General features: G+C 66.8%; 19 protein-coding genes. All 19 read left to right on the forward strand.

All coding sequences use genetic code 11. From position 1 onward, the window contains the following. The first annotated feature begins 19 nt into the window (after positions 1-19). Positions 20-1,576, forward strand: a complete 1,557-nt coding sequence (locus AC1D3B_RS27495) for an STAS domain-containing protein (RefSeq protein WP_478193839.1) — start codon at positions 20-22, stop codon at positions 1,574-1,576. 249 nt (positions 1,577-1,825) lie between these two features. After that, entirely contained in the window at positions 1,826-2,374 is a 549-nt protein-coding gene (hslV, locus tag AC1D3B_RS27500; RefSeq protein WP_478193840.1) for an ATP-dependent protease subunit HslV, read from the forward strand. A gap of 18 nt (positions 2,375-2,392) precedes the next feature. Further along, the gene (gene hslU / locus AC1D3B_RS27505; RefSeq protein ID WP_478193841.1) at positions 2,393-3,715 is read left to right on the forward strand and encodes an ATP-dependent protease ATPase subunit HslU; all 1,323 of its coding nucleotides are present in this window, start codon (positions 2,393-2,395) and stop codon (positions 3,713-3,715) included. A gap of 260 nt (positions 3,716-3,975) precedes the next feature. Then, complete coding sequence (gene mraZ, locus AC1D3B_RS27510) at positions 3,976-4,404, forward strand: division/cell wall cluster transcriptional repressor MraZ (protein WP_478193932.1); 429 nt, start codon at positions 3,976-3,978, stop codon at positions 4,402-4,404. A gap of 8 nt (positions 4,405-4,412) precedes the next feature. Then, on the forward strand, positions 4,413-5,339 hold the full coding sequence (gene rsmH / locus AC1D3B_RS27515) for a 16S rRNA (cytosine(1402)-N(4))-methyltransferase RsmH (RefSeq protein WP_478193842.1): 927 nt from the start codon (positions 4,413-4,415) through the stop codon (positions 5,337-5,339). Position 5,340: 1 nt separating this feature from the next. Then, positions 5,341-5,685 carry a cell division protein FtsL gene (gene ftsL, locus AC1D3B_RS27520; protein WP_478193843.1) on the forward strand — a complete coding sequence of 115 codons (345 nt, stop codon included), beginning with the start codon at positions 5,341-5,343 and terminating at the stop codon, positions 5,683-5,685. Next, entirely contained in the window at positions 5,685-7,439 is a 1,755-nt protein-coding gene (locus AC1D3B_RS27525) for a peptidoglycan D,D-transpeptidase FtsI family protein (protein WP_478193844.1), read from the forward strand. Before ftsL ends, AC1D3B_RS27525 begins: the two co-directional genes overlap by 1 nt. Then, the gene (locus AC1D3B_RS27530; protein ID WP_478193845.1) at positions 7,439-8,944 is read left to right on the forward strand and encodes a UDP-N-acetylmuramoyl-L-alanyl-D-glutamate--2,6-diaminopimelate ligase; all 1,506 of its coding nucleotides are present in this window, start codon (positions 7,439-7,441) and stop codon (positions 8,942-8,944) included. Before AC1D3B_RS27525 ends, AC1D3B_RS27530 begins: the two co-directional genes overlap by 1 nt. Next, positions 8,941-10,389, forward strand: a complete 1,449-nt coding sequence (locus AC1D3B_RS27535; protein WP_478193846.1) for a UDP-N-acetylmuramoyl-tripeptide--D-alanyl-D-alanine ligase — start codon at positions 8,941-8,943, stop codon at positions 10,387-10,389. Before AC1D3B_RS27530 ends, AC1D3B_RS27535 begins: the two co-directional genes overlap by 4 nt. A gap of 18 nt (positions 10,390-10,407) precedes the next feature. Then, entirely contained in the window at positions 10,408-11,586 is a 1,179-nt protein-coding gene (gene mraY / locus AC1D3B_RS27540; RefSeq protein WP_478193847.1) for a phospho-N-acetylmuramoyl-pentapeptide-transferase, read from the forward strand. A 4-nt stretch (positions 11,587-11,590) separates the two neighbouring features. Further along, entirely contained in the window at positions 11,591-13,312 is a 1,722-nt protein-coding gene (gene murD, locus AC1D3B_RS27545) for a UDP-N-acetylmuramoyl-L-alanine--D-glutamate ligase (protein ID WP_478193848.1), read from the forward strand. Further along, the gene (gene ftsW / locus AC1D3B_RS27550) at positions 13,309-14,604 is read left to right on the forward strand and encodes a putative lipid II flippase FtsW (RefSeq protein ID WP_478193849.1); all 1,296 of its coding nucleotides are present in this window, start codon (positions 13,309-13,311) and stop codon (positions 14,602-14,604) included. The genes murD and ftsW overlap by 4 nt, the downstream gene beginning before the upstream one ends. A 121-nt stretch (positions 14,605-14,725) precedes the next feature. After that, positions 14,726-15,799: an undecaprenyldiphospho-muramoylpentapeptide beta-N-acetylglucosaminyltransferase gene (murG, locus tag AC1D3B_RS27555; protein ID WP_478193850.1), complete on the forward strand. Its 1,074-nt coding sequence runs from the start codon at positions 14,726-14,728 to the stop codon at positions 15,797-15,799. Continuing rightward, the gene (gene murC / locus AC1D3B_RS27560) at positions 15,796-17,241 is read left to right on the forward strand and encodes a UDP-N-acetylmuramate--L-alanine ligase (RefSeq protein WP_478193851.1); all 1,446 of its coding nucleotides are present in this window, start codon (positions 15,796-15,798) and stop codon (positions 17,239-17,241) included. The genes murG and murC overlap by 4 nt, the downstream gene beginning before the upstream one ends. Beyond that, the gene (locus AC1D3B_RS27565) at positions 17,238-18,221 is read left to right on the forward strand and encodes a D-alanine--D-alanine ligase (protein ID WP_478193852.1); all 984 of its coding nucleotides are present in this window, start codon (positions 17,238-17,240) and stop codon (positions 18,219-18,221) included. Before murC ends, AC1D3B_RS27565 begins: the two co-directional genes overlap by 4 nt. After that, positions 18,218-19,000 (forward strand): cell division protein FtsQ/DivIB, encoded by a 783-nt coding sequence (locus AC1D3B_RS27570; RefSeq protein WP_478193853.1) that lies wholly within the window; start codon positions 18,218-18,220, stop codon positions 18,998-19,000. The genes AC1D3B_RS27565 and AC1D3B_RS27570 overlap by 4 nt, the downstream gene beginning before the upstream one ends. Positions 19,001-19,017: 17 nt before the next feature. After that, on the forward strand, positions 19,018-20,247 hold the full coding sequence (gene ftsA, locus AC1D3B_RS27575) for a cell division protein FtsA (protein ID WP_478193854.1): 1,230 nt from the start codon (positions 19,018-19,020) through the stop codon (positions 20,245-20,247). Between the two features lie 264 nt (positions 20,248-20,511). Then, a complete protein-coding gene (gene ftsZ, locus AC1D3B_RS27580; RefSeq protein WP_478193855.1) occupies positions 20,512-21,729 on the forward strand; it encodes a cell division protein FtsZ in 1,218 nt (405 codons plus the stop codon). Between the two features lie 79 nt (positions 21,730-21,808). Continuing rightward, complete coding sequence (gene lpxC, locus AC1D3B_RS27585) at positions 21,809-22,732, forward strand: UDP-3-O-acyl-N-acetylglucosamine deacetylase (RefSeq protein WP_478193856.1); 924 nt, start codon at positions 21,809-21,811, stop codon at positions 22,730-22,732. Positions 22,733-22,738: the final 6 nt, after the last annotated feature.

Raw genomic sequence — 22,738 nt, forward strand, 5'->3', positions numbered from 1 at the left:
CCGAACGGAGACACTGAGCATGGCCAAGGAAGAACCCGGGCGCTTGCTGTCCAAAGTGGCGAAGTTCGTGCGCAATCCGCTCAAGGATTGGTCCGAGCTCGACGCCGACGAGTCATCGACGCTCGAAAACGGCTACAGCCGTGAAATGCTCAAGGAGATGATCGAGCGGCGCCAGCGCAACGACTTTGTTCGGCGCCGCGAATTCGACATGCTGCGCAAGTTGCGACAGCGCGAGGCCGCCGGCGGGCGCGATCCCGCCGCGACGCCGTCCTCCTTCAACGTCAGCAGCACCTCCGGCAAGACCGAGGGGCGAGCGCTCACGCTCAAGAAGATCGACGAGATCGAAGAGCAGATGTCGCAGCAGTGGTGGAAGGCCCGCGGTCCCCGCGACGAGTCGGCCGCCGAGGGCGCACCCGCCGAGGGTGGGCAGATGGCCGCGCAGCATGCACGCGCCTATGCCGACACCGTGCCCGGCGTGCCGCAGGCCGGGGCCCAGGTCCAACTGCCGGCCCATGACGGCTGCGTCGAGGAAGCCTCGATCCGTTTCGCCCACGGCGACGACGCCGGCGCCGAGGCCATCCTGCTCCAGGCGCTCGCGCCGGACAGCCCGATCAACGACAACGACGACACGTGGCGCACCCTGCTCGACCTGTACCGCGCGATGGGCGACGCTGAAAAGTTCGTCGCCACCAGCACGCGCTATGCGCAGCGCATGAAGCGGACTGCGCCCGAGTGGATTTCCTTCCGGGCGCTCGCCAACACAGTCCGTACGTCGGCCGCGGCCCATGCCGTGCCCGTCGCGACTCCCGCGGCAGGCGACGCCGACTGGTCGAGCGGCCCACGTCTGACCCGCGAGGGGCTGATCGGCCTCACCCGCGCGCTCGGCGCCGCCGGACCTTCATGGAAGCTCGACTGGAGCGCCCTCCAGTCCATCGAAGGCGATGCCGCGGGCCCGCTGCGTGCCCTGTTCACGCACTGGGCGGATTCGACGGTCCAGTTGCGTTTCTCGGCGGCGGACCAGTTGTTGCTCGTGCTGGCCGAAGCCACGCCGGCCAACGACCGGAGCGTCGATGCCGTCTGGTGGCAACTGCACATGGCGGCCCTGCGCGTGATGCACCGTGCCGACGAGTTCGAACTGCTGGCGCTCAACTACTGCATCACCTACGAGGTCTCGCCGCCCCCATGGGAAGACCCCAAGGGCGACTACGGCGCACTCGACACGCTCAAGGCCACCAAGCCGGCCGCCCCCAGCTTTTCGATCGCGGCTGGCCATGACGACGATCGCGACCCCGAACCCACCGTCGGCCAAGCTGCGCTCGCCGGCGACTTGGTGGGTGAATCGGTCTCGACCTGGCAACGCCTCGACGAGGAACTGGCCGACGCATCGGCACCGATCATCTCCTGCTCGGCCCTCGTCCGCATCGATTTCGCCGCCGCTGGAACGCTCCTGAACTGGGTCTCCGGCCACCACGCACGCGGCCACGGCGTGCAATTCATCGACGCCCACCGCCTGATCGCCGCCTTCTTCAACGTCATCGGCATCGCCGACCACGCGACAGTAAAAACCCGGGGCTAGAGCTCGCCCCCAGGCTCGCGCACTTCGTGTCGCTCTCCACCCCCTGCCGGGGGCAATACCACCGGCCCGGCAAAGCCGGTTCCGGGGTATTTCTGAAATGGGAGCGCCGCTTTCCATTGAACTGCAGCGCGCATGCGCCGCGGTCGGGGGCTGCCGCGGAACCGGCTCTGCCGGGCCGCAGGGCAGCGCCCCCGGTAGGGGGTGGAGAGCGACACGAAGTGCGCGAGCCTGGGGGCGAGATAATGCCCCATGGAACAATTTCACGGAACCACCATCGTCAGCGTACGTCGCAAGACCGCTTCTGGCGCTGACCAAGTGGCCATCGGCGGCGACGGACAGGTCACGCTGGGCAACATCGTCATCAAGGGCACTGCGCGCAAGGTGCGTCGCCTCTACCACGGCAAGGTGCTCGCCGGTTTTGCCGGTGCGACGGCCGATGCTTTCACGCTGTTCGAGCGCTTCGAGGCCAAGCTCGAGAAGCACCAGGGCCATCTGGCGCGCGCCGCCATCGAGCTCACCAAGGACTGGCGAACCGACCGCGTGCTGCGCCGCCTCGAAGCGATGCTGGCCGTGGCCGACGCGACCACTTCGCTGATCATCACCGGCAACGGCGACGTGCTGGAGCCCGAGAACGGCATCATCGCGATCGGCTCCGGCGGTGCGTATGCGCAGGCCGCGGCCAAGGCGCTGATCGACCACACGGAGATGCCCGCCGACCAGATCGTCAAGAAGTCGCTGGAAATCGCAGGTGAGCTCTGCATCTACACCAACATGCACCACACGGTTGAAACCCTCTGAGATGGATCGAGTGACCCCATGTCCATGACCCCCCAGGAAATCGTCTCCGAACTCGACCGCCACATCGTCGGCCAGCCGGACGCCAAGCGTGCCGTCGCCATCGCGCTGCGCAATCGCTGGCGCCGCCAGCAGGTCGAGGAAAAGCTCCGCTCCGAGATCACGCCCAAGAACATCCTCATGATCGGCCCCACGGGCGTGGGCAAGACCGAGATCGCGCGCCGGCTGGCGCGACTGGCCGACGCGCCCTTCATCAAGGTCGAGGCAACCAAGTTCACCGAGGTGGGCTACGTCGGCAAGGACGTCGATTCGATCGTCCGCGACCTGGCCGAGATCGCCGTCAAGCAGACGCGCGAGACCGAAAGCGCCAAGGTCCGCATGCGGGCCGAGGACGGTGCCGAGGAACGCATCCTCGACGTCCTGCTGCCGCCGGCCCGCACCTCGGATGGAACGGCCACCGACAGCAGCAACTCGACCCGGCAGGCTTTCCGCAAGAAGCTGCGCCAGCACGAACTCGACGACAAGGAAATCGAGATCGATCTCGCCGACACCCGCACGCCCCTCGAAATCATGGGCCCGGCCGGCATGGAGGAAATGACCGAGCAACTGCGCGGCATGTTCGGCCAGCTCGGGCAGGGCAAGCGCAAGACGCGCAAGCTCAAGATCGCCGAGGCGATGCGTCTCCTGGTCGACGAGGAGGCCGCCAAGCTGGTCAACGAGGACGAGATCCGCGCGCAGGCGATCCACAACGCCGAGCAGAACGGCATTGTCTTCATCGACGAGATCGACAAGGTCGCCACGCGCAGCGAGACCCAGGGCGCCGACGTGTCGCGCCAGGGCGTCCAGCGGGATTTGCTGCCGCTGGTCGAAGGCACGACTGTGAGCACGAAGTACGGCGTGGTCCGCACGGATCACATCCTCTTCATCGCGAGTGGCGCGTTCCACCTGAGCAAGCCGAGCGACCTGATCCCCGAACTCCAGGGACGCTTCCCGATCCGGGTCGAACTGCAATCGCTGTCGGTGGCGGATTTCGAGAGCATCCTCACCCAGACCCAGGCGTCGCTGGTCAAGCAGTACCAGGCGTTGCTGGCGACCGAGGGCGTCACGCTGGAATTCACCCCCGAAGGCATCACACGACTCGCGAGCATCGCCTTCGACGTGAACGAGCGCACCGAGAACATCGGCGCACGCCGGTTGTCGACGGTCATGGAGCGCCTGCTCGACGAAGTGAGCTTCGGCGCGACCAAGCTGGGCGGGCAGGCCGTGCGCATCGATGCGGCGTATGTCGATTCGCGGCTGGCGGCACTAAGTCACGACGAAGACCTTTCCCGGTTCATCCTCTGAACGGTCTGTCGTTCGCCATTGGTTCACGCAACACATTCATTGCGTGAGCTAAGTGCTTCATTTGCAACGGGATTCGGTATTTCGGCAGTTGCAAAAACACCGCTAAGTCGTTGATTCCATTACAAAAAATTCCCGTAACGCACCGTTGCGCAGTAGGCGTTTCCTGCTACAGTGCAAAAAAGTGCAGTTAAGTGGGAAAAAGTGTCGAGCGATGCCTGATTCGGGTGCGCGACGCCTCCCACCACCGGGGTCTCGTGGTCGTGTTTCAAGGCGCTTCATCGCTCAGTCTGGATGCAAAGGGTCGGCTTTCCGTGCCGACCCGGCATCGTGACGTCCTGAGCGCGACCGCGTCCGGCCAGCTCACGATCACCAAGCATCCCCACGGCTGCCTGATGGTGTTCCCGCGCCCCGAGTGGGAAAAGTTCCGCGAGCGCATCGCGGCGCTCCCGATGTCCGCGCAGTGGTGGAAGCGCGTCTTCCTCGGCAATGCGATGGACGTCGAGATGGACGGCACCGGCCGCGTTCTGGTGTCGCCCGAACTGCGCACCGCTGCCGGCATCAGCCGCGACGCACTGTTGCTCGGCATGGGCAACCACTTCGAGCTCTGGGACAAGGCCACCTACGACGCCAAGGAAGCCGAAGCCACCCAGGGCCAGATGCCTGACGTATTCCAGGACTTCTCGTTCTGAGGCCCGACGTGGAGCAGCCATGGACCCATACGACCGTCTTGTTGAACGAAGCGGTGGACGCCCTCTTTCCGGAAGGATCGGATGTCACCGGCACCTATGTGGACGCGACCTTCGGACGCGGGGGCCACAGCCGCGCGATCCTGGAAAGGCTGGGCCCGTCGGGCCGGCTGATTGCGTTCGACAAGGACGCGGAAGCGGTGGCCGAAGCAGCGCGCATCGAGGATGCGCGTTTTTCCATCCGTCACCAGGGCTTCAGGGACCTCGGGGAGTTACCGCCGGCGAGTGTGTCAGGTCTGTTGATGGACCTCGGTGTCAGCTCTCCCCAGATCGACAACCCCGCACGGGGTTTTTCTTTTCGTTTCGACGGCCCGCTCGACATGCGCATGGACACCACGCGCGGCGAGAGCGTGGCGGAGTGGCTGGCGACGGCCGAAACACAGCAGATTGCGGAGGTGATTCGTGACTATGGCGAGGAACGGTTTGCTGTTCAGATTGCAAAGGCGATTGTTGCTCGCCGACAAGAACGGGGCCCAGTTTCAACCACCACCGAGCTGGCCGAGCTCGTGGCTGGCACGGTCAAAACCCGCGAGCCGGGCCAGAACCCTGCAACGCGCACATTTCAGGCTCTTCGGATTTTCATCAACGCCGAGCTTGAAGAGCTGCAACAGGCGCTAGAAGCGAGTCTTGCCGTGTTGCAACCCCAAGGCCGGCTCGCGGTGATCAGCTTCCACTCGCTGGAAGATCGCATCGTGAAGCAGTTCATCGCCACGCATTCGCGCGAGGTCTACGACCGCCGCGCGCCCTTTGCCGTGCCGAAGGCGATGAAGCTGCGGGCCCAGGGGCGCATCAAGCCATCGCAGGCCGAGGTGAACGGCAACCCGCGCGCGCGCAGCGCGATCCTGCGCGTGGCCGAACGTACGCCCGAGGCCAACTGAAATGGCGCGCCTCAACCTGCTCCTGCTGATCGCCGTGCTCGGCTCGGCGATCTACCTCGTCCATTCGCAGTACATGTCGCGGCAGCTCTATACGGAGTTTCACCGTGTCGAGCTGGAGGCCCGTCGCCTCGAACTGGACCAGGACCGGCTGCAGGTCGAGAAGCGCGCCCAAGCCACGCCCCTGCGCGTCGAGAAGCTGGCCAAGGAGCAGCTCAAGATGCGCACGACCACGCCAGCCATCACGCAGTACGTGCGGCAGGACGGCACCGTCATCCCGGCTGTCGCCGCGCCGGCACCGACTGCGCCGGCTCCGCGCACGGCAGCTTCAACGCGAGGGGCGCACTGATGACCCGTCGCAGCCGCAGCGTGCAATACACGACCAGCCCCTTGCTTGCCAGCAAGACCCCGGTCTGGCGCAGCAAGTTCATCGTCGGCGGCATCGCGCTCGGCTTCGGGGTGCTGGCTGCCCGCGCCGCTTATGTGCAGGTGATCGGCAACGACTTCTTCCAGCGCCAGGGCGAGGTGCGCTTCACCCGCACGCTAGAGCTGCCGGCCAATCGCGGCCGCATCCTCGACCGCAACGGGCTGCTGCTGGCGTCGAGCGTCGTCGCGCCCAGCATCTGGGCGATCCCTGAAGACATCGAGCGCGACGACCCCGAGGTCAAGACCAAGCTCCGGCAGGTCGCCAAGCTGCTGGCGATGCCGCAGAAGGACTTTGACAAGAAGCTCGAAGACGAGGACAAGACCTTCGTCTGGATCAAGCGCCAGGTCGACGAGCCCATCGCCAAGCAGATCGCCGCGCTCAACATCAAGGGCATCTACCAGCGCAAGGAATACAAGCGCCAGTACCCCGAGGGCGAGGCCGCCGCCCACGTGGTGGGCTTCACCAACGTCGAGGACAACGGCCAGGAAGGCATCGAGCTCGCCTTCAACAAGGACTTGGCCGGCAAGGCCGGCTCGCGCCGCGTGATCAAGGACCGCCTCGGCCGCGTCGTCGAAGGGGTGGGCGAGCAGGTGCCGCCGCTCGATGGCAAGGACATCCAGCTCAGCGTGGACAGCAAGGTGCAATTCTTCGCCTACCAGAAGCTGCGCGACGCGGTGACGATGCACAAGGCCAAGGCCGGCAGCGTGGTCGTGCTCGACGCCATCACCGGCGAGATTCTGGCGCTGGCCAACTACCCGAGCTACGTGCCGGACAAGCGCCAGAACCTCACGGGCGAGCAGCTTCGCAACCGCGCGATGACCGACGTCTTCGAGCCCGGCTCGACGATGAAGCCGATCACCATCGGCATGGCGCTCGAAGCCGGCCGGATCAAGCCGCAGACCATCATCGACACCTCGCCTGGCCGCTACAGCCTGGGCGGCTTCACCATCAGCGACACCCACAACTACGGTTCCCTGACGGTCGAGGGCGTGATCCAGAAGTCGAGCAACATCGGCGCGCTGAAGATCGCCCAGAAGATGACGCCGCACGAGATGTGGGACACCTACACGGCCCTGGGCTACGGGCAGAAGCCGCAGATCCAGTTCCCGGGTGCGGTCACGGGGCGCCTGCGTCCCTGGAAGTCGTGGAAGCCGGTCGAGCAAGCAACGATGGCCTACGGCTACGGCCTGTCGGCGTCGCTGTTCCAGATGGCGCATTCGTACACGGCCTTCGCGCACGACGGCGACGTCATCCCGGCGACCATCCTCAAGAGCAGCGAGCCGGCGGTCGGGGTGAAGATTTTCTCCGCGCAGAACGCACTCGCGGTGCGCAAGATGCTGCAGATGGCCGCCGGCCCGGGCGGCACCGGTCCGCTCGCGCAGACCATCGGCTACTCGGTCGGCGGCAAGTCCGGCACGGCCCACAAGCAGGTCGGCAGGGGCTATGCCAGCAAGCAATACCGCTCCTGGTTCACGGGCATGGCGCCCATCGAGAAGCCGCGCATCATCGTCGCGGTCATGATCGACGAACCGAGCAACGGCCAGTATTTCGGCGGCATCGTGGCCGCGCCCGTCTTCAGCGAAGTCGTGCAGCAGACCCTGCGCATGATGAACGTGGCGCCGGATCTCGCGGTCAAACCCCTGGTCGTGACCAAGGGTGTGGAAGAAAGCTTCTGATGACGACGACGCTTCGCAGCCCCGACGAAGCCGCACGCTGGCTCAAGTCCCGCGTGCGCGGCGCGCTGCATGCCGACAGCCGCGCGGTGGGCGCGGGCGATGGCTTCATCGCCTGGCCCGGCGCCGCGACCGACGGGCGACGCTACGTTCCGTCCGCGCTGGCGCAAGGCGCCGTGGCTTGCCTGGTCGAGGAAGAGGGCAGTGGCGCATTCGGGTTCGAAGGCGAGGCGATTGCGACCTATGCCGGGCTGAAGGCCGCGACAGGGCCGATTGCCGCGGCCTACTACGACACGCCGTCGACGCAACTCGACGTGCTCGCCGTCACCGGCACCAATGGCAAGACCTCTACTGCATGGTGGCTGGCGCAGGCGCTGTCGTCGAAGGCGGGGCAGTCGGCCGATTCGCCTTGCGCGGTCGTGGGCACGCTGGGTGTCGGCGTGCCGCCCGAACTCACCTACACAGGCCTGACCACGCCGGACCCGGTGCTGCTGCAGCGCGAACTGCGTGGTTTTGCCGACCGTGGCTTCCGCGCCTGCGCGATCGAGGCATCGTCGATCGGCATCGTGGAGCGCAGGCTCGACGGCACGCGCATCGCCGTCGCGGTGTTCACCAATTTCACGCAGGACCACCTGGACTATCACGTCAGCATGGATGCCTACTGGCAAGCCAAGGCCGAGCTTTTCCGCTGGCCGGGCCTGCGTGCGGCGGTCGTCAACATCGACGACGTGCATGGTGCTTCACTCGTCGGCAACCTGATCGAAACCGGCGTCGGCGCACTCGACATCTGGACTGTCTCGGCCGAAGGCAGCCCGGCGCGGCTTCGTGCCGACGACATCGGCTATGACGCGCAAGGCCTGAACTTCTCAGTGGTGGAGCAGGGCGCGACGACGCAGCACCTGTCGACGCAGCTGATTGGCCAGTACAACGTCGCGAACCTGCTGGGCGTGATCGGCACGCTGCGCGCGCTCGGTCTGTCGCTCGAAGAAGCGGTGCAGGCGTGCACGGGCCTCGACAGTGTCCCCGGTCGCATGGAGCGCCTGAGCGTGCCCGGCCATCCGCTGGCGGTCGTCGACTATGCGCACACGCCGGATGCGCTCGACAAGGCCCTGGCCGGCCTGCGACCACTGGCGCAACAGCGCGGCGGCGCTCTCTGGTGCGTATTCGGCTGCGGCGGCGACCGCGACAACGCCAAGCGCCCGATGATGGCCGCGGTGGCGGAGACGCAGGCCGATCGCGTGGTCGTGACCAGCGACAACCCGCGCAGCGAAAAGCCGCGGGCGATCATCAGCCAGATCCTGTTGGGGCTGGCACGGCCCGAGGCCGCACAGGTCGAGCCCGATCGCGCGAAGGCGATCGCCGAGACGCTGGCGCAGGCGCGACCCGAAGACGTGGTGTTGATCGCGGGACGCGGCCACGAGGCGTGGCAGGAGATCGCGGGCGAGCGCATCGCTTTCTCGGATCGTGCGCACGCCATCGATGCACTGACACGGAGGAGTGAAGCATGACCGATGCGCTCGCACCCGTGCCCATGATGACGCTCGGCCAGGCCCAGGCCTGGATCCCCGGCTCACGCCTGGTCGGCGATGCCGCCACGCCGATTCTTCGCGTGCACACCGACACGCGCACCCTCGCGGCGGGTGACTTTTTCGTCGCGTTGAAGGGCGAGCGTTTCGATGCCAACGACTTCCTCGCCGATGCGCGTTCGCGCGGCGCGGTGGCTGCGATTGCCCATCGAGGACTCGAAGCCGCCGGCCTCGCCGGGCTCGAAGTGCCGGACACCCTGACCGCCCTCGGCGCACTGGCCTCGGGCTGGCGCTCGCAATTCGCATTGCCGCTGATCGCAGTCACCGGCAGCAACGGCAAGACCACCGTGACGCAGATGATCGCCTCGATCCTGCGCACGGCTTGCGGCGACGGTGCGCTGGCGACGGCCGGCAACTTCAACAACGAGATAGGCGTGCCGCTCACGCTGCTGCGCCTGCGTGCGCGGCATCAGCGCTCGGTGGTCGAACTGGGCATGAACCATCCGGGCGAGATCGCGCGACTGGCGGCGATCGCCCTGCCCACCATCGCGCTGGTCAACAACGCGCAGCGCGAGCACCAGGAGTTCATGGCCACGGTCGAAGCCGTCGCGCGCGAGAACGCCTCCGTCTTCACCGCGCTGCCGGCCGACGGGACCGCCGTGTTCCCCTATGGCGATGAATTCACCCCGCTGTGGAACGAGATCGCACACGAAGGCGCCTCGCGCCGCTGTCTGACGTTCGGCGAGCACGTGGATGCGGACATCGCACTGGTTGCCGCCGAATGGCAGAACGGTGCATGGCAGTTCGAAGCACGCACGCCCCTGGGAGACCTGCGCAGCACGCTGCGCATCGCCGGTCGCCACAACGTGGTCAACGCGCTGGCGGCGATCGCCTGCTCGCTCGCGAGCGGTGTCTCGCTCGACAAGATCGCCGAGGGGCTCTCCGCGTTCGAGCCGGTCAAGGGCCGTTCGAAGGCCAGCGAGGTGACATTCGCCGGCCAGCGCACGATCACGCTGGTCGACGACACCTACAACGCGAACCCCGATTCCGTGCGTGCCGCGATCGACGTGCTCGCCAGCCTGCCCGGACCGCGCATGCTCGTGCTCGGCGACATGGGTGAAGTCGGCGACCAGGGCCCGCAGTTCCACGCCGAAGTCGGCGCCTGGGCGCGCGAGCGCGGCATCGAGACCGTCTTTGCGCTCGGCAAGGAATCGGTTCACAGCATTGCCGCCTTCGCGGGCACCACTGGCGTCGACGCCCGGCACTTCGACGACATCGACGCGCTCCATGCGGCCGTGCTCGCGCAATTGCCGAGCGCTGCCAGCGTGCTGGTCAAGGGGTCGCGCTTCATGCAGATGGAGCGCGTGGTCCAGGCCATTGCCGCTGCCTCACAACAACAAGACAAGGGGGCCGGTCATGCCGCATGAGCCGCGCCCGTTCACATCATGCTGATGACCCTCGCCCAATGGCTGCAGACGGTCTCGCCGGAGTTCGGTTTCCTGCGTGTCTTCCAATACCTCACCTTCCGCGCGCTGATGGCGTCGCTGACCGCGCTGCTGCTCGGCCTGGCCGCGGGGCCCTACGTGATCCGTCGGCTCAGCGCGCTCAAGATCGGGCAGCAGGTGCGCAGCTACGGCATGGAGACGCACCTTACCAAGAGCGGAACGCCGACCATGGGCGGCGTGCTGGTGCTGTTCTCCATCGCCTTCTCGACCCTGCTGTGGTTCGACCTGTCGAATCGCTTCGTGTGGATCGTGCTGTGGGTCACACTGGGTTTCGGTGCGATCGGCTGGGTCGATGACTGGCGCAAGGTCGTGCGCAAGGACCCGGAAGGCATGCGCTCGCGCGAGAAGTACTTCTGGCAATCGGTGGTCGGGCTCGTGGCGGGTTTCTACCTGCTCTTCAGCATTTCGGAGAGCTCCAACTGGCGCGTGCTCGAGCTGTTCTTCACCTGGGTTCGCTCGGGCTTCGACCTGGACTTCCCGCCGAAGATCAACCTGCTGGTCCCTTTCTTCAAGGAAGTGAGCTATCCGCTGGGCGGCATCGGCTTCGTGATCCTGACCTACCTGGTGATCGTCGGTGCCAGCAACGCGGTGAACCTCACCGACGGCCTCGACGGCCTGGCGATCATGCCGGTCGTGATGGTCGGTTCCGCGCTGGGCGTGTTCGCATACGTCACGGGCAGCGCGGTGTATTCGCGCTACCTGCTCTTTCCCCACATTCCGGGGTCGGGTGAGCTGCTGGTGTTCTGCTCCGCCATGGCGGGCGCGGGCCTCGCGTTCCTGTGGTTCAACACCCATCCGGCGCAGGTCTTCATGGGCGACGTGGGCGCGCTCGCGCTCGGCGGCGCGCTGGGCACCATCGCCGTCATCGTGCGGCAGGAGATCGTGTTCTTCGTGATGGGCGGCATCTTCGTGGTCGAGGCGATCTCGGTGATGGCGCAGGTCACGTACTTCAAATACACCAAGAAGCGCTTCGGCGAAGGGCGGCGCGTGCTCAAGATGGCACCGCTGCACCATCATTTCGAGAAGAGCGGCTGGCGCGAGACGCAGGTCGTCGTGCGCTTCTGGATCATCACGATGCTACTGTGTCTCGTGGGTCTTTCCACCTTGAAGCTGCGCTGAGACGATGCGGCATCTCAAAGACCTCCACGTACTCGTCCTGGGCCTCGGTGCGTCCGGCCTGGCGATGGCGCGCTGGTGCGCGCGCCACGGCGCCAGCGTGACCGTGGCCGACACGCGCGAAGCGCCACCGCAATTGGCAACGCTGCGCGATGAGCTGCCCGATGCCGTGTTCGTCGGTGGCCCGTTCACGGCAGCATTGGTCGAAGGCACGCCGGTGCGTGCCGTGTACCGATCGCCCGGACTGTCTCCCGAATCCGTGGCCGCCGTGGTCAATGCGGCGCGGGCCACGGGATTGCCCGTGGGAGGCGAACTGGACCTGTTCGCACGGGCGCTGGCGGACTTGCGCACTGTCGAAGTGGCGGCGGCGCCCGAGGCGGACGAAGTTGTCGAAGCACCTGCTACACCGCCGACGCCCGAACCTGTCGAACCTCCGTCCATCGAACCTTCCGAGACCGAAGTCCAGGAAGCCGCCGAAGCCGCTTCGCCCGACGAAGACGACGACTCCTTCGCGCCGGCGCCCGAAGTCATCATCCCGCCCCCGGAGCCCAAGGGCTACACCCCGGCCGTGCTGGCAATCACGGGCACCAACGGCAAGACGACGGTCACCGCACTGACCGGCCAACTGGTGGAACGGGCCGGCAAGACGGTCGCGGTCGCCGGCAACATCGGCCCCACCTTGCTCGACACGCTGTCGGCCCGCATGGACGCCGAGAGCCTGCCGGACGTCTGGGTGCTGGAGCTGTCCAGCTTCCAGCTCGACGGCGTCGAGGGCTTCGAGCCGACGGCCGCCACCGTGCTGAACCTTTCGCAGGACCATCTCGACTGGCACGGCGACATGGCGGCCTATGCGGCAGCCAAGGCCCGCGTCTTCGGCAAGAAGGGCACGATGGTCCTCAATCGCGACGACGAGGCGGTCTTGGCCATGCGGCCGGCACCGGTCAAGCTGCCCAAGGGGCAGGTCGCGCGCACGCTCATCACCTTCGGCGCCGACATGCCGAAGCGTCCGGGCGACTACGGCATCGAGCGGCTCAATGGCATGGCCTGGCTGGTCCGCGCGCTGGAAGCCGACGAGACGCAAAAGCGCAAGCGCGGCGCCGCTGTCGAAGAGGAAGAGATTCACATCCAGCGCCTGATGCCTGCCGATGCGCTGCGCATCCGCGGCCGGCACAACGCGCTCAACGCGCTGGCGGCATTGGCGCTTGCGACGGCGGCTGGCTGCCAGCTCGCGCCGATGCTGTATGGCCTGCGCGAGTACCGCGGCGAGCCACATCGCGTGGAGCCGGTCGCCATCGTGAACGAGGTCGAGTACTTCGACGACAGCAAGGGCACCAACGTCGGCGCGACGGTCGCGGCGCTGATCGGCCTTGGCGAAGAGCGCCGGGTCGTCGTGATTCTCGGCGGCGAGGGCAAGGGGCAGGACTTCGCGCCGCTGGCTGCGCCGGTCGGCCAGTACGCGCGCGCCGTCGTGCTCATCGGGCGGGATGGTCCGCTGATCGAGGCTGCGCTCACGTCGACCGGCGTTTCGATGCAGTCCGCAGCCTCGTTGCCCGAAGCCGTGACGCTTGCCGCCGGTCGCGCGCAGCCCGGCGATGCCGTGCTGCTCTCGCCGGCCTGCGCGAGCTTCGACATGTTCAAGGACTACGCGCACCGCGCAGCCGTGTTCTGCGAGGCCGTGGAGGCGCTCGTCGACGCATCGCCCGGTGATGACGCGGAGAGGGCTGCATGACCGCGACCACCTCCGCCACTCCCAATAGCAAGGGCGGCCGCTTCGGCGGTTTCTTCAGCCGCGCGAAGAGCGGCATCGACGCATTGCCCATGCACTTGCCGGTGCGCCTCGGCAACGCCGGCATGACCCAGACGAAGGCGGCACCGGTCCGCGTGCTCGGTTTCGACCAGGCGCTGGTCTGGGTCACGGTCGCGCTGCTGGCCTGGGGCCTGGTGATGGTGTATTCGGCATCCATCGCCCTGCCCGACAACCCGCGCTTCGCGCGCGCAGGCTACAGCCCGACCTTCTTCCTCACACGTCACGCCGCTTCGCTCGGGGTCGCCTTTGTCGCGGCCCTCCTGGCCTTCCAGGTGCCGATGAAGACGTGGGAACGCGCCGCGCCCTGGCTCTTCATTGTTTCGCTGCTGCTGCTGATGGCGGTGCTCATCCCGCACGTCGGCATCAACGTCAATGGCGCGCGCCGCTGGCTGCCGCTGGGCTTCATGCGCTTCCAGCCGTCGGAGCTGGCCAAGCTAGCGATGATCCTCTATGCCGCCAGCTACATGGTGCGCAAGATGGAGATCAAGGAGCGCTTCTTCCGCGCCGTGCTTCCGATGGGCGTGGCCGTCGTGGTGGTCGGCATGCTGGTCATGGCCGAGCCCGACATGGGTGCGTTCATGGTGATCGCGGTCATCGCGATGGGCATTCTCTTCCTGGGCGGCGTGAACGCCCGCATGTTCTTCGTGATCGCCACGCTGGTCGTGATCGCCTTCGGCACCATCGTGGCGACGAGCCCGTGGCGGCGCGAGCGGATCTTTGCCTACCTCGATCCATGGAGTGAAGAGCATGCGCTCGGCAAGGGCTACCAGCTCTCGCATTCGCTGATCGCGATCGGCCGAGGCGAAGTCTTCGGCGTCGGCCTCGGCGGCAGCGTCGAGAAGCTGCACTGGCTGCCAGAGGCGCACACCGACTTCCTGCTCGCGGTGATCGGCGAGGAGTTCGGCCTCGTCGGCGTGCTGCTCGCCATCACCCTGTTCCTGTGGCTCACGCGGCGCGTCATGCACATCGGACGCCAGGCGATCGCGCTCGATCGGGTGTTCTCCGGCCTGGTGGCACAGGGCGTGGGTATCTGGATCGGTTTCCAGACCTTCATCAACATGGGCGTGAACCTCGGCGCGTTGCCGACCAAGGGGCTGACGCTGCCGCTGATGAGTTTCGGCGGCTCGGCGATTCTCATGAATGTGGTCGCGCTGGCTGTCGTGCTGCGCATCGACTACGAGAACCGCGTACTGATGCGCGGAGGTCGCGTATGACTCTCCCCCAGGCTTCGCACTTCGTGTCTTCGCCAACCCCCTTCCGGGGGCGGGCCGGCCGCTTCGGGCGGCCGTGCGCGGCGGCCCCCGCGAAATCGGGTCGGATCGACGAGGGTGTGGCATGAGTAGGACCGCACTCGTCATGGCTGGCGGCACCGGGGGGCACATCTTCCCGGGCCTCGCTGTGGCCGAGGCCCTGCGCGAGCGCGGATGGCGCGTGCACTGGCTCGGCGCGCCCGGCAGCATGGAGCATCAGCTCGTGCCGCCACGCGGCTTCGCCTTCGAGCCGGTGCAGTTCGGCGGCGTGCGCGGCAAGGGACCGATCACGCTGGCGCTGCTGCCCATGCGCCTGCTGCGCGCCTTCTGGCAGAGCATCGGCGTCGTGCGTCGCGTGCGTCCCGACGTGGTGGTCGGCCTGGGCGGCTACATCACCTTTCCGGGCGGCATGATGAGCGTGCTGCTCGGCAAGCCGCTGGTGCTGCATGAGCAGAACTCGGTGGCGGGTCTCGCGAACAAGGTGCTCGCGAGCGTGGCCGATCGCGTCTTCACGGCCTTCCCCAACGTGCTCAAGAAGGCGCAATGGGTGGGCAATCCGTTGCGCGCGGCCTTCACCTCGCAGCCCGATCCGGCGGCGCGCTTCGCGAATCGCACCGGCCCGCTGCAATTGCTGGTGGTGGGTGGCAGCCTTGGTGCCAAGGCGCTCAACGCGGTGGTGCCCAAGGCGTTGTCGCTCATCGCGCCGGCGCAACGTCCCCGGGTCACGCACCAGAGCGGCGCCAAGCAGATCGACGAGCTTCGCGCCAACTACGCGGCCGCCGGCGTGGAGGGCGAGTTGACGCCCTTCATCGAAGACACCGCACAGGCCTACGCCGAAGCCGACCTGATCGTCGCGCGCGCAGGCGCCAGCACCGTCACCGAAATCGCGGCCGTCGGCGCAGCAGCGCTGTTTGTGCCTTTTCCTTCCGCCGTTGACGACCACCAGACGACCAACGCCCGCTTCCTTGTCGACGCGGGCGGCGGCTGGCTCGTTCAACAAACTGAACTCACACCTGAATTGTTGGCTGACTTGCTACAGAAAACCGGGCGCCCCGCGCTCATGGAACGGGCCTTGAAGGCCAAGACGATGCAAAAGACCGAAGCGGTAGACGCTGTGGTCCGCGCATGCGAAGAACTCAGCCATGGAGGTCGCTCATGAAGCATGCGATCCATCACATCCATTTCGTCGGGATCGGCGGGTCGGGCATGAGCGGCATCGCCGAAGTGCTGCTCAACCTCGGCTACACGATCTCGGGCTCGGACCTGGCCGACAGCGCGACGCTGCGGCGGCTGGCCGGCCTCGGCATCGCGACCTTCGTGGGACACGACGCGGCGAACATTGCCGGCGCGGACGCGGTCGTCACGTCGACTGCCGTGCAGGCCGACAACCCCGAGGTCGTCGCGGCACGCGAGAAGCGCATTCCGGTCGTGCCGCGCGCGTTGATGCTCGCGGAACTGATGCGACTCAAGCAGGGCATCGCCATCGCCGGAACGCACGGCAAGACCACGACGACGAGTCTGGTCGCGAGCGTGCTCGCCGCCGCCGGGCTCGACCCGACCTTCGTGATCGGCGGGCGTCTCAACAGCGCGGGCGCCAATGCGCAACTCGGCAGCGGTGACTACATCGTGGTGGAGGCCGACGAGTCGGACGCCTCGTTCCTGAACCTGCTGCCCGTGATGGCCGTGGTCACGAACATCGACGCCGACCACATGGAGACCTACGGCCACGACTTCGCGCGGCTCAAGAAGGCCTTCGTCGACTTCCTGCATCGCATGCCCTTCTATGGCGTTGCGATCCTGTGCACCGATGACCCGGCCGTGCGCGAGATCGTGACCGAAGTGTCGTGCCCCGTGACCAGCTATGGCTTCGGCGAGGACGCACAGGTGCGTGCGGTCAACGTGCGGGCTATCGGATCGCAGATGCACTTCACCGCGCAGCGCCGCAACGGGGTCACCCTGCCGGATCTCGACATCGTGCTGAACCTGCCCGGCGAGCACAATGTGCGCAACGCGCTGTCGGTGATCGCGGTGGCGGTCGAGCTCGGCGTGCCCGACGAGGCCGTTCAACGCGGCCTTGCGGATTTCAAGGGCGTGGGCCGGCGCTTCCAGGGTTATGGCGAAGTCCGGTCGCAAGGCGCGGGCAGCTTCACGCTGATCGACGACTATGGGCACCACCCGGTCGAGATGGCGGCCACCATCGCGGCCGCGCGTGGCGCCTTCCCGGGCCGGCGTCTGGTGCTTGCGTTCCAGCCGCACCGCTTCACTCGGACGCGGGATTGCTTCGAGGATTTCGTCAAGGTCATCGGGCAGGCCGATGCGGTGCTGCTGGGCGAGGTCTATGCCGCCGGGGAAGCGCCCATCGTGGCGGCGGACGGGCGCTCCCTGGCGCGCGCCCTGCGCGTGGCGGGCAAGGTGGAACCGGTCTTCGTCGACGAGATCACCGCGATGCCGGAGGCGATCCTGGACAACGCGCGCGAAGGCGATGTCGTGATCTGCATGGGGGCAGGCTCGATTGGCGCCGTGCCCGCGAAAGTGGTTGAACTCGGTGGCGCGATGCCGCCGAAATCAGAGCGCCTGACGCGCGAAGGGAGGGCGTTGTGAGCCCCATCGATCCCAAGGCCTTCGGCAAGGTCGCCGTCCTGTTCGGCGGCAGTTCGGCCGAGCGGGAAATCTCCATCATGTCCGGCACGGGCGTGCTCGAGGCTCTGCGTTCGCGCGGTGTCGACGCCCATGCCTTCGACCCGGCCGAGCGCGAGTTGAGCGATCTCAAGCGCGAAGGCTTCGCGCGCTGCTTCGTCGTGCTGCACGGCCGCCACGGCGAGGACGGCACGGTGCAGGGCGCGCTCGAACTGCTCGGCATCCCCTACACCGGCTCGGGCGTGATGGCGTCCAGCGTGGCGATGGACAAGGTCATGACCAAGCGCATCTGGCATGCCGACGGCCTGCCGACGCCGCGCTACGTGCGCCTGGCCTTCGACCAGCAAAGCCGCGAGCAGATCAACGCCGTGCCCGACGTGCTGGGCCTCCCCGTCATCGTCAAGCCGCCGCGCGAGGGCTCGTCCATCGGCGTGACCAAGGTGATGGGGTATTCGCAGATGCAGGACGCCGTCGCGCTCGCGATCCGCTACGACGCCGATGTGCTCTGCGAGGAATTCATCGAGGGCGAGGAAGTCACCTGCGCCGTGCTCGGCAGCGGCCTCGACGCCGTGGCCCTGCCGGTGGTGCGCATCGCCGCACCCGAAGGCGCCTACGACTACCAGAACAAGTATTTCACCGACGACGTGAAGTACCACTGCCCGAGCGGCCTGTCGGCCGAGGAGGAGCAGGAGATCCGCCGCATCACGCTGGCCGCCTACCACCAGCTCGGCTGCCGCGGCTGGGGCCGCGCCGACCTGATGATCCGGGCCAGCGATCGCAAGCCTTTCCTGCTGGAGATGAACACCTCGCCGGGCATGACCTCGCATTCGCTGGTGCCCATGTCGGCGCGGGCCGCGGGCATCGGCTACGAGGACCTCTGCCTGCGCGTGCTCGCCACCGCGACGCTGGATTCCGGTTCGGCACCGAAAGAGGCCAGCCCATGAGCGACAGCATCCCCGTGCCCTTCGACGTCAAGCTGATGAACGTGACCGCGACCCTCGTGTTCGTGCTGTTCACGGCCACGCTGCTGGCGGCGGGTGCATGGTGGGTGCTGCGCCAACCCTTCTTCCCGCTCGCCGGCATCAAGGTCGACGGCGAGGTCACGCACAACAATGCGGTCACGCTGCGCGCCAATGTCGCGCCGCAGCTCGCGGGCAACTTCTTCACGGTCGATCTGGCGCGTGCGCGCACGGCCTTCGAGTCGGTGCCGTGGGTGCGCAAGGCGGTCGTCCGGCGCGAGTTCCCGAACAAGCTGCGCGCCACGCTGACGGAGCACGTGCCCGTCGCGCATTGGGGCGACGAAGCCGGCTCGAAGCTCATCAACGGTTTCGGCGAAGTCTTCGAGGCCAATGTCGCCGAGGTGGACGATCGTCTGCCGCGACTCGACGGGCCGCCCGAACAGGCCAGCCAGGTGCTGGGGATGTACCGGGTGCTGGCACCGATCTTCCAGGGCTATGACCTGCCGATCGAAGAGCTCAGCTTGTCGAGCCGCGGAAGCTGGAGGGTGATCGTCGAAAGCGGTGCCGACATCGAATTGGGGCGTGGGCAGGTCGATGAGGTCACGGCCCGCACGCAGCGTTTCCTGAAGACCGTGACGCCGGTGGCAAGCCAGTACGGGCGCACGGTCGCATCGGTCGAGGGTGCCGACTTGCGGCACAACGAGGGCTACGCGCTGCGGCTGCGCGGCGTCACCACGGTCGTTCCCGACCCCAAGAAGAAATAGCGATTAGAGGAAGCTTCATGTCCAAAGAGTACAAAGATCTCGTTGTCGGCCTCGACATCGGCACCGCCAAGGTGATGGCGGTGGTGGCCGAGGTGCTGCCCAACGGCGAGCTCAAGTTGGCCGGGCTCGGCATCGCGCCCAGCAACGGGCTCAAGCGCGGCGTGGTGGTGAACATCGACGCCACGGTGCAGAGCATCCAGCAGGCCCTCAAGGAGGCCGAGCTGATGGCGGACTGCAAGATCAGCCGCGTCTACACCGGCATCACGGGCAGCCACATCCGCGGCATCAATTCGAGCGGGATGGTGGCGGTGAAGGACAAGGAAGTCACGCCCGCCGATGTCGCCCGCGTGGTCGAAACGGCGCGTGCCATCAACATCTCCAGCGACCAGCGCCTGCTGCTGGTGGAGCCGCAGGAATTCGTGATCGACGGCCAGGACGTGAAGGAGCCGATCGGCATGAGCGGCATGCGCCTCGAAGCGAAGGTGCACATCGTCACCGGCGCGCAGAGTGCGGCGGAGAACATCATCAAGTGCGTGCGGCGCTGCGGGCTCGAGGTCGACCAGCTGATGCTCAATCCGCTGGCATCGAGCCAGGCGGTGCTGACCGAGGACGAGCGAGAACTCGGCGTCGTGCTGGTCGACATCGGCGCGGGCACCACGGACGTGGCGATCTTCACCAATGGCGCCATCCGGCACACGGCAGTGATCCCGATCGCCGGCGACCTGATCACCAGCGACATCGCGATGGCGCTGCGCACGCCGACGAAAGACGCCGAAGACATCAAGGTCGAGAACGGCTATGCGAAGCAGCTGCTGGCCGACCCGGACACGCAAGTCGAAGTGCCGGGACTCGGCGACCGCGGCCCGCGCATGCTGAGCAAGCAGGCGCTGGCCGGCGTGATCGAGCCGCGCATCGAGGAGATCTTCTCGCTCGTTCAGCAGGTGATCCGCGAGTCGGGCTACGAAGAGGTACTGTCTTCGGGCGTGGTGCTCACCGGCGGCAGCGCAGTGATGCCCGGGATGGTCGAGCTTGGCGAGGACATCTTCCTGAAGCCGGTGCGGCGCGGCATTCCGAAGTATTCGAGTGCGTTGTCCGACATGGTCGCGCAGCCGCGTGCTGCGACGGTCATGGGTCTGCTCGAGGAAGCGCGCTACGCACGACTGCGCGGCTTCAAGGTGGCCCAGAAAAACGGTTCCGTGAAGACGGCTTTTGGCCGCTTCAAGGACTTCATTGTGGGGAATTTTTGATGACCCCCAGGCTTGCCCACTGCGTGTGGCCTCCTACCCCCTTGCAGGGGGCAACCCCGGCGGACCGGCGGAGCCGGATCCGCGGCGTTCCTGGTGGGGGGGCGAAGCTGTGAAACCTTTTCCTCTTTGGCTAGCCGGTGCGGGGCCGCCGCGTCATTTCAACGAGCGATGGCGACGGACGGGTCCACCGCCATAAGCACTCTCGGTTCCAACAATAAATTCATTCGCAAATAAGTGGCAACTGCAAATTCAAGGAGTCAGAAAATGGCTATCGAAATGATCGAGATCGAAGAGTTCAACCAAGGCACGCAGATCAAGGTGATCGGTGTCGGCGGTGGCGGCGGCAACGCGGTCGCCCACATGATGGACCGTGGCGTGCAGGGCGTGCAGTTCGTCTGCGCGAACACCGACGCGCAGGCCTTGTCGCGCAGCAATGCGCACAAGACCATCCAGCTCGGCACCAACGGGCTGGGCGCAGGCAGCAAGCCCGAGAAGGGTCGCGACGCGGCAGAGGCGGCGATCGACGACATCCGAGAGGCGATCGCCGGCGCGCACATGCTGTTCATCACGGCGGGCATGGGCGGTGGCACGGGTACCGGTGCTGCGCCGGTGATCGCGCGCGTCGCGAAGGAAATGGGCATCCTCACGGTGGGCGTGGTGACCAAGCCCTTCGACTGGGAAGGCGGTCGCCGCATGACCAACGCCGACGTCGGCCTGGCCGAGCTCGAAGCCAATGTCGACTCGCTGATCGTCGTGCTCAACGAGAAGCTGCTCGACGTGCTCGGCGAGGACGTCACGCAGGACGAAGCCTTCGCGCACGCCAACGACGTACTCAAGAATGCTGTGGGCGGCATCTCGGAAATCATCAACGAGTACGGCGGCGTGAACGTCGACTTCGAAGACGTCCGCACCGTGATGGGCGAACCGGGCAAGGCCATGATGGGCACGGCCGCCGCCAGCGGTCCGGACCGTGCGCGGATCGCCGCCGAGCAGGCCGTGGCCTGCCCGCTGCTCGAAGGCATCGACCTCTCGGGCGCCAAGGGCGTGCTGGTGCTCGTGACGGCGTCGAAGGCATCGCTCAAGCTGAGCGAATCCAAGCTCGCGATGAACACCATCCGTGCCTACGCCTCACCCGACGCGCATGTGATCTACGGCGCCGCCTACGACGACAACCTCGGCGACGAGATGCGCGTGACCGTGGTCGCGACCGGCCTTTCGCGCCAGGACGCACGCCGCCAGGCACCGACGCTCGAAGTGATCCGCACCGGCACCGACAACATCCCCTTCAACGTGCCGACGCTCGGCACCGCGAGCGCACATGGCCACGGCCACTCGATCGGCCAGCCGAACTACGACGGCATGGCGGTGCCCAGCGTGTGGCGCACCAACCGCACCATGGCGGCTGCCAAGGTGGATGCGCTGTCGTCGGGCGGCATGGACGATTTCGAGATCCCCGCCTTCCTGCGCCGCCAGGCCGACTGATCGGGTTGCCGTGGGGGCTATAGCGGAGATAGCGAGGCATACGGTACGCCGGATGCCTCGCGCCTCTAAAATCGCGCCCGTGCTCCGACAACGAACCCTCAAATCCATCACGCGCGCCGTGGGCGTAGGCCTGCACAGCGGCCAGCGCGTGGAACTTACCCTGCGGCCCGCACCCATCGATCACGGGATCGTGTTCCGCCGTGTGGACCTGCCCGAGCCGGTCGAGATCCCGATGACCGCCGAGGCCGTCACCGACACCCGGCTGGCGTCGACGGTGTCGTCGGGCGGTGCCAAGGTGCAGACCGTCGAGCACCTGATGTCGGCCTGCGCCGGTCTGGGCATCGACAACCTGCTGATCGACATCACGGCCGACGAGGTGCCGATCCTCGACGGCTCTGCCTCGTCCTTCGTGTTCCTGCTGCAAAGCGCGGGCATCGAACTCCAGAGCGCGCCGCGCCGCTTCATCCGCGTGACACGTCCGGTCGAGGTGCGCGAAGGCGAAGGCGCCGACGCCAAGTGGGCGAGGCTCGATCCGTTCCACGGCTTCAAGCTCAGCTTCGAGATCGATTTCGATCATCGTGTCGTCAACTCCACCGGCCAGCGCGTCGAGTTCGATCTCGGCAGCGGGTCCTACAGCCGCGACATCGCGCGCGCGCGCACCTTCGGCTTCACCAAGGAGGTCGAATACATGCGATCGAAGGGCCTGGCCCTCGGCGGCGGGCTCGACAACGCCATCGTCATGGACGACACCAAGGTGCTGAATGCGGGCGGGCTTCGCTACGACGACGAGTTCGTCAAGCACAAGATCCTGGACGCGATGGGTGACCTCTACGTCATCGGTCAGCCGCTGCTGGCCGCCTACAGCGCCTTCCGTTCGGGCCATGCACTCAACAACAAGCTGCTGCGCGAACTGCTCGCGCACGACGATGCCCACGAGATCGTGACCTTCGACGACGAGAAGTGCGCGCCGACCGGCTTCGCCGAAGTCGCACGCGCCTGGTAGCCCGGC

It is taken from the genome of Variovorax sp. P5_A3 (assembly GCF_056400665.1).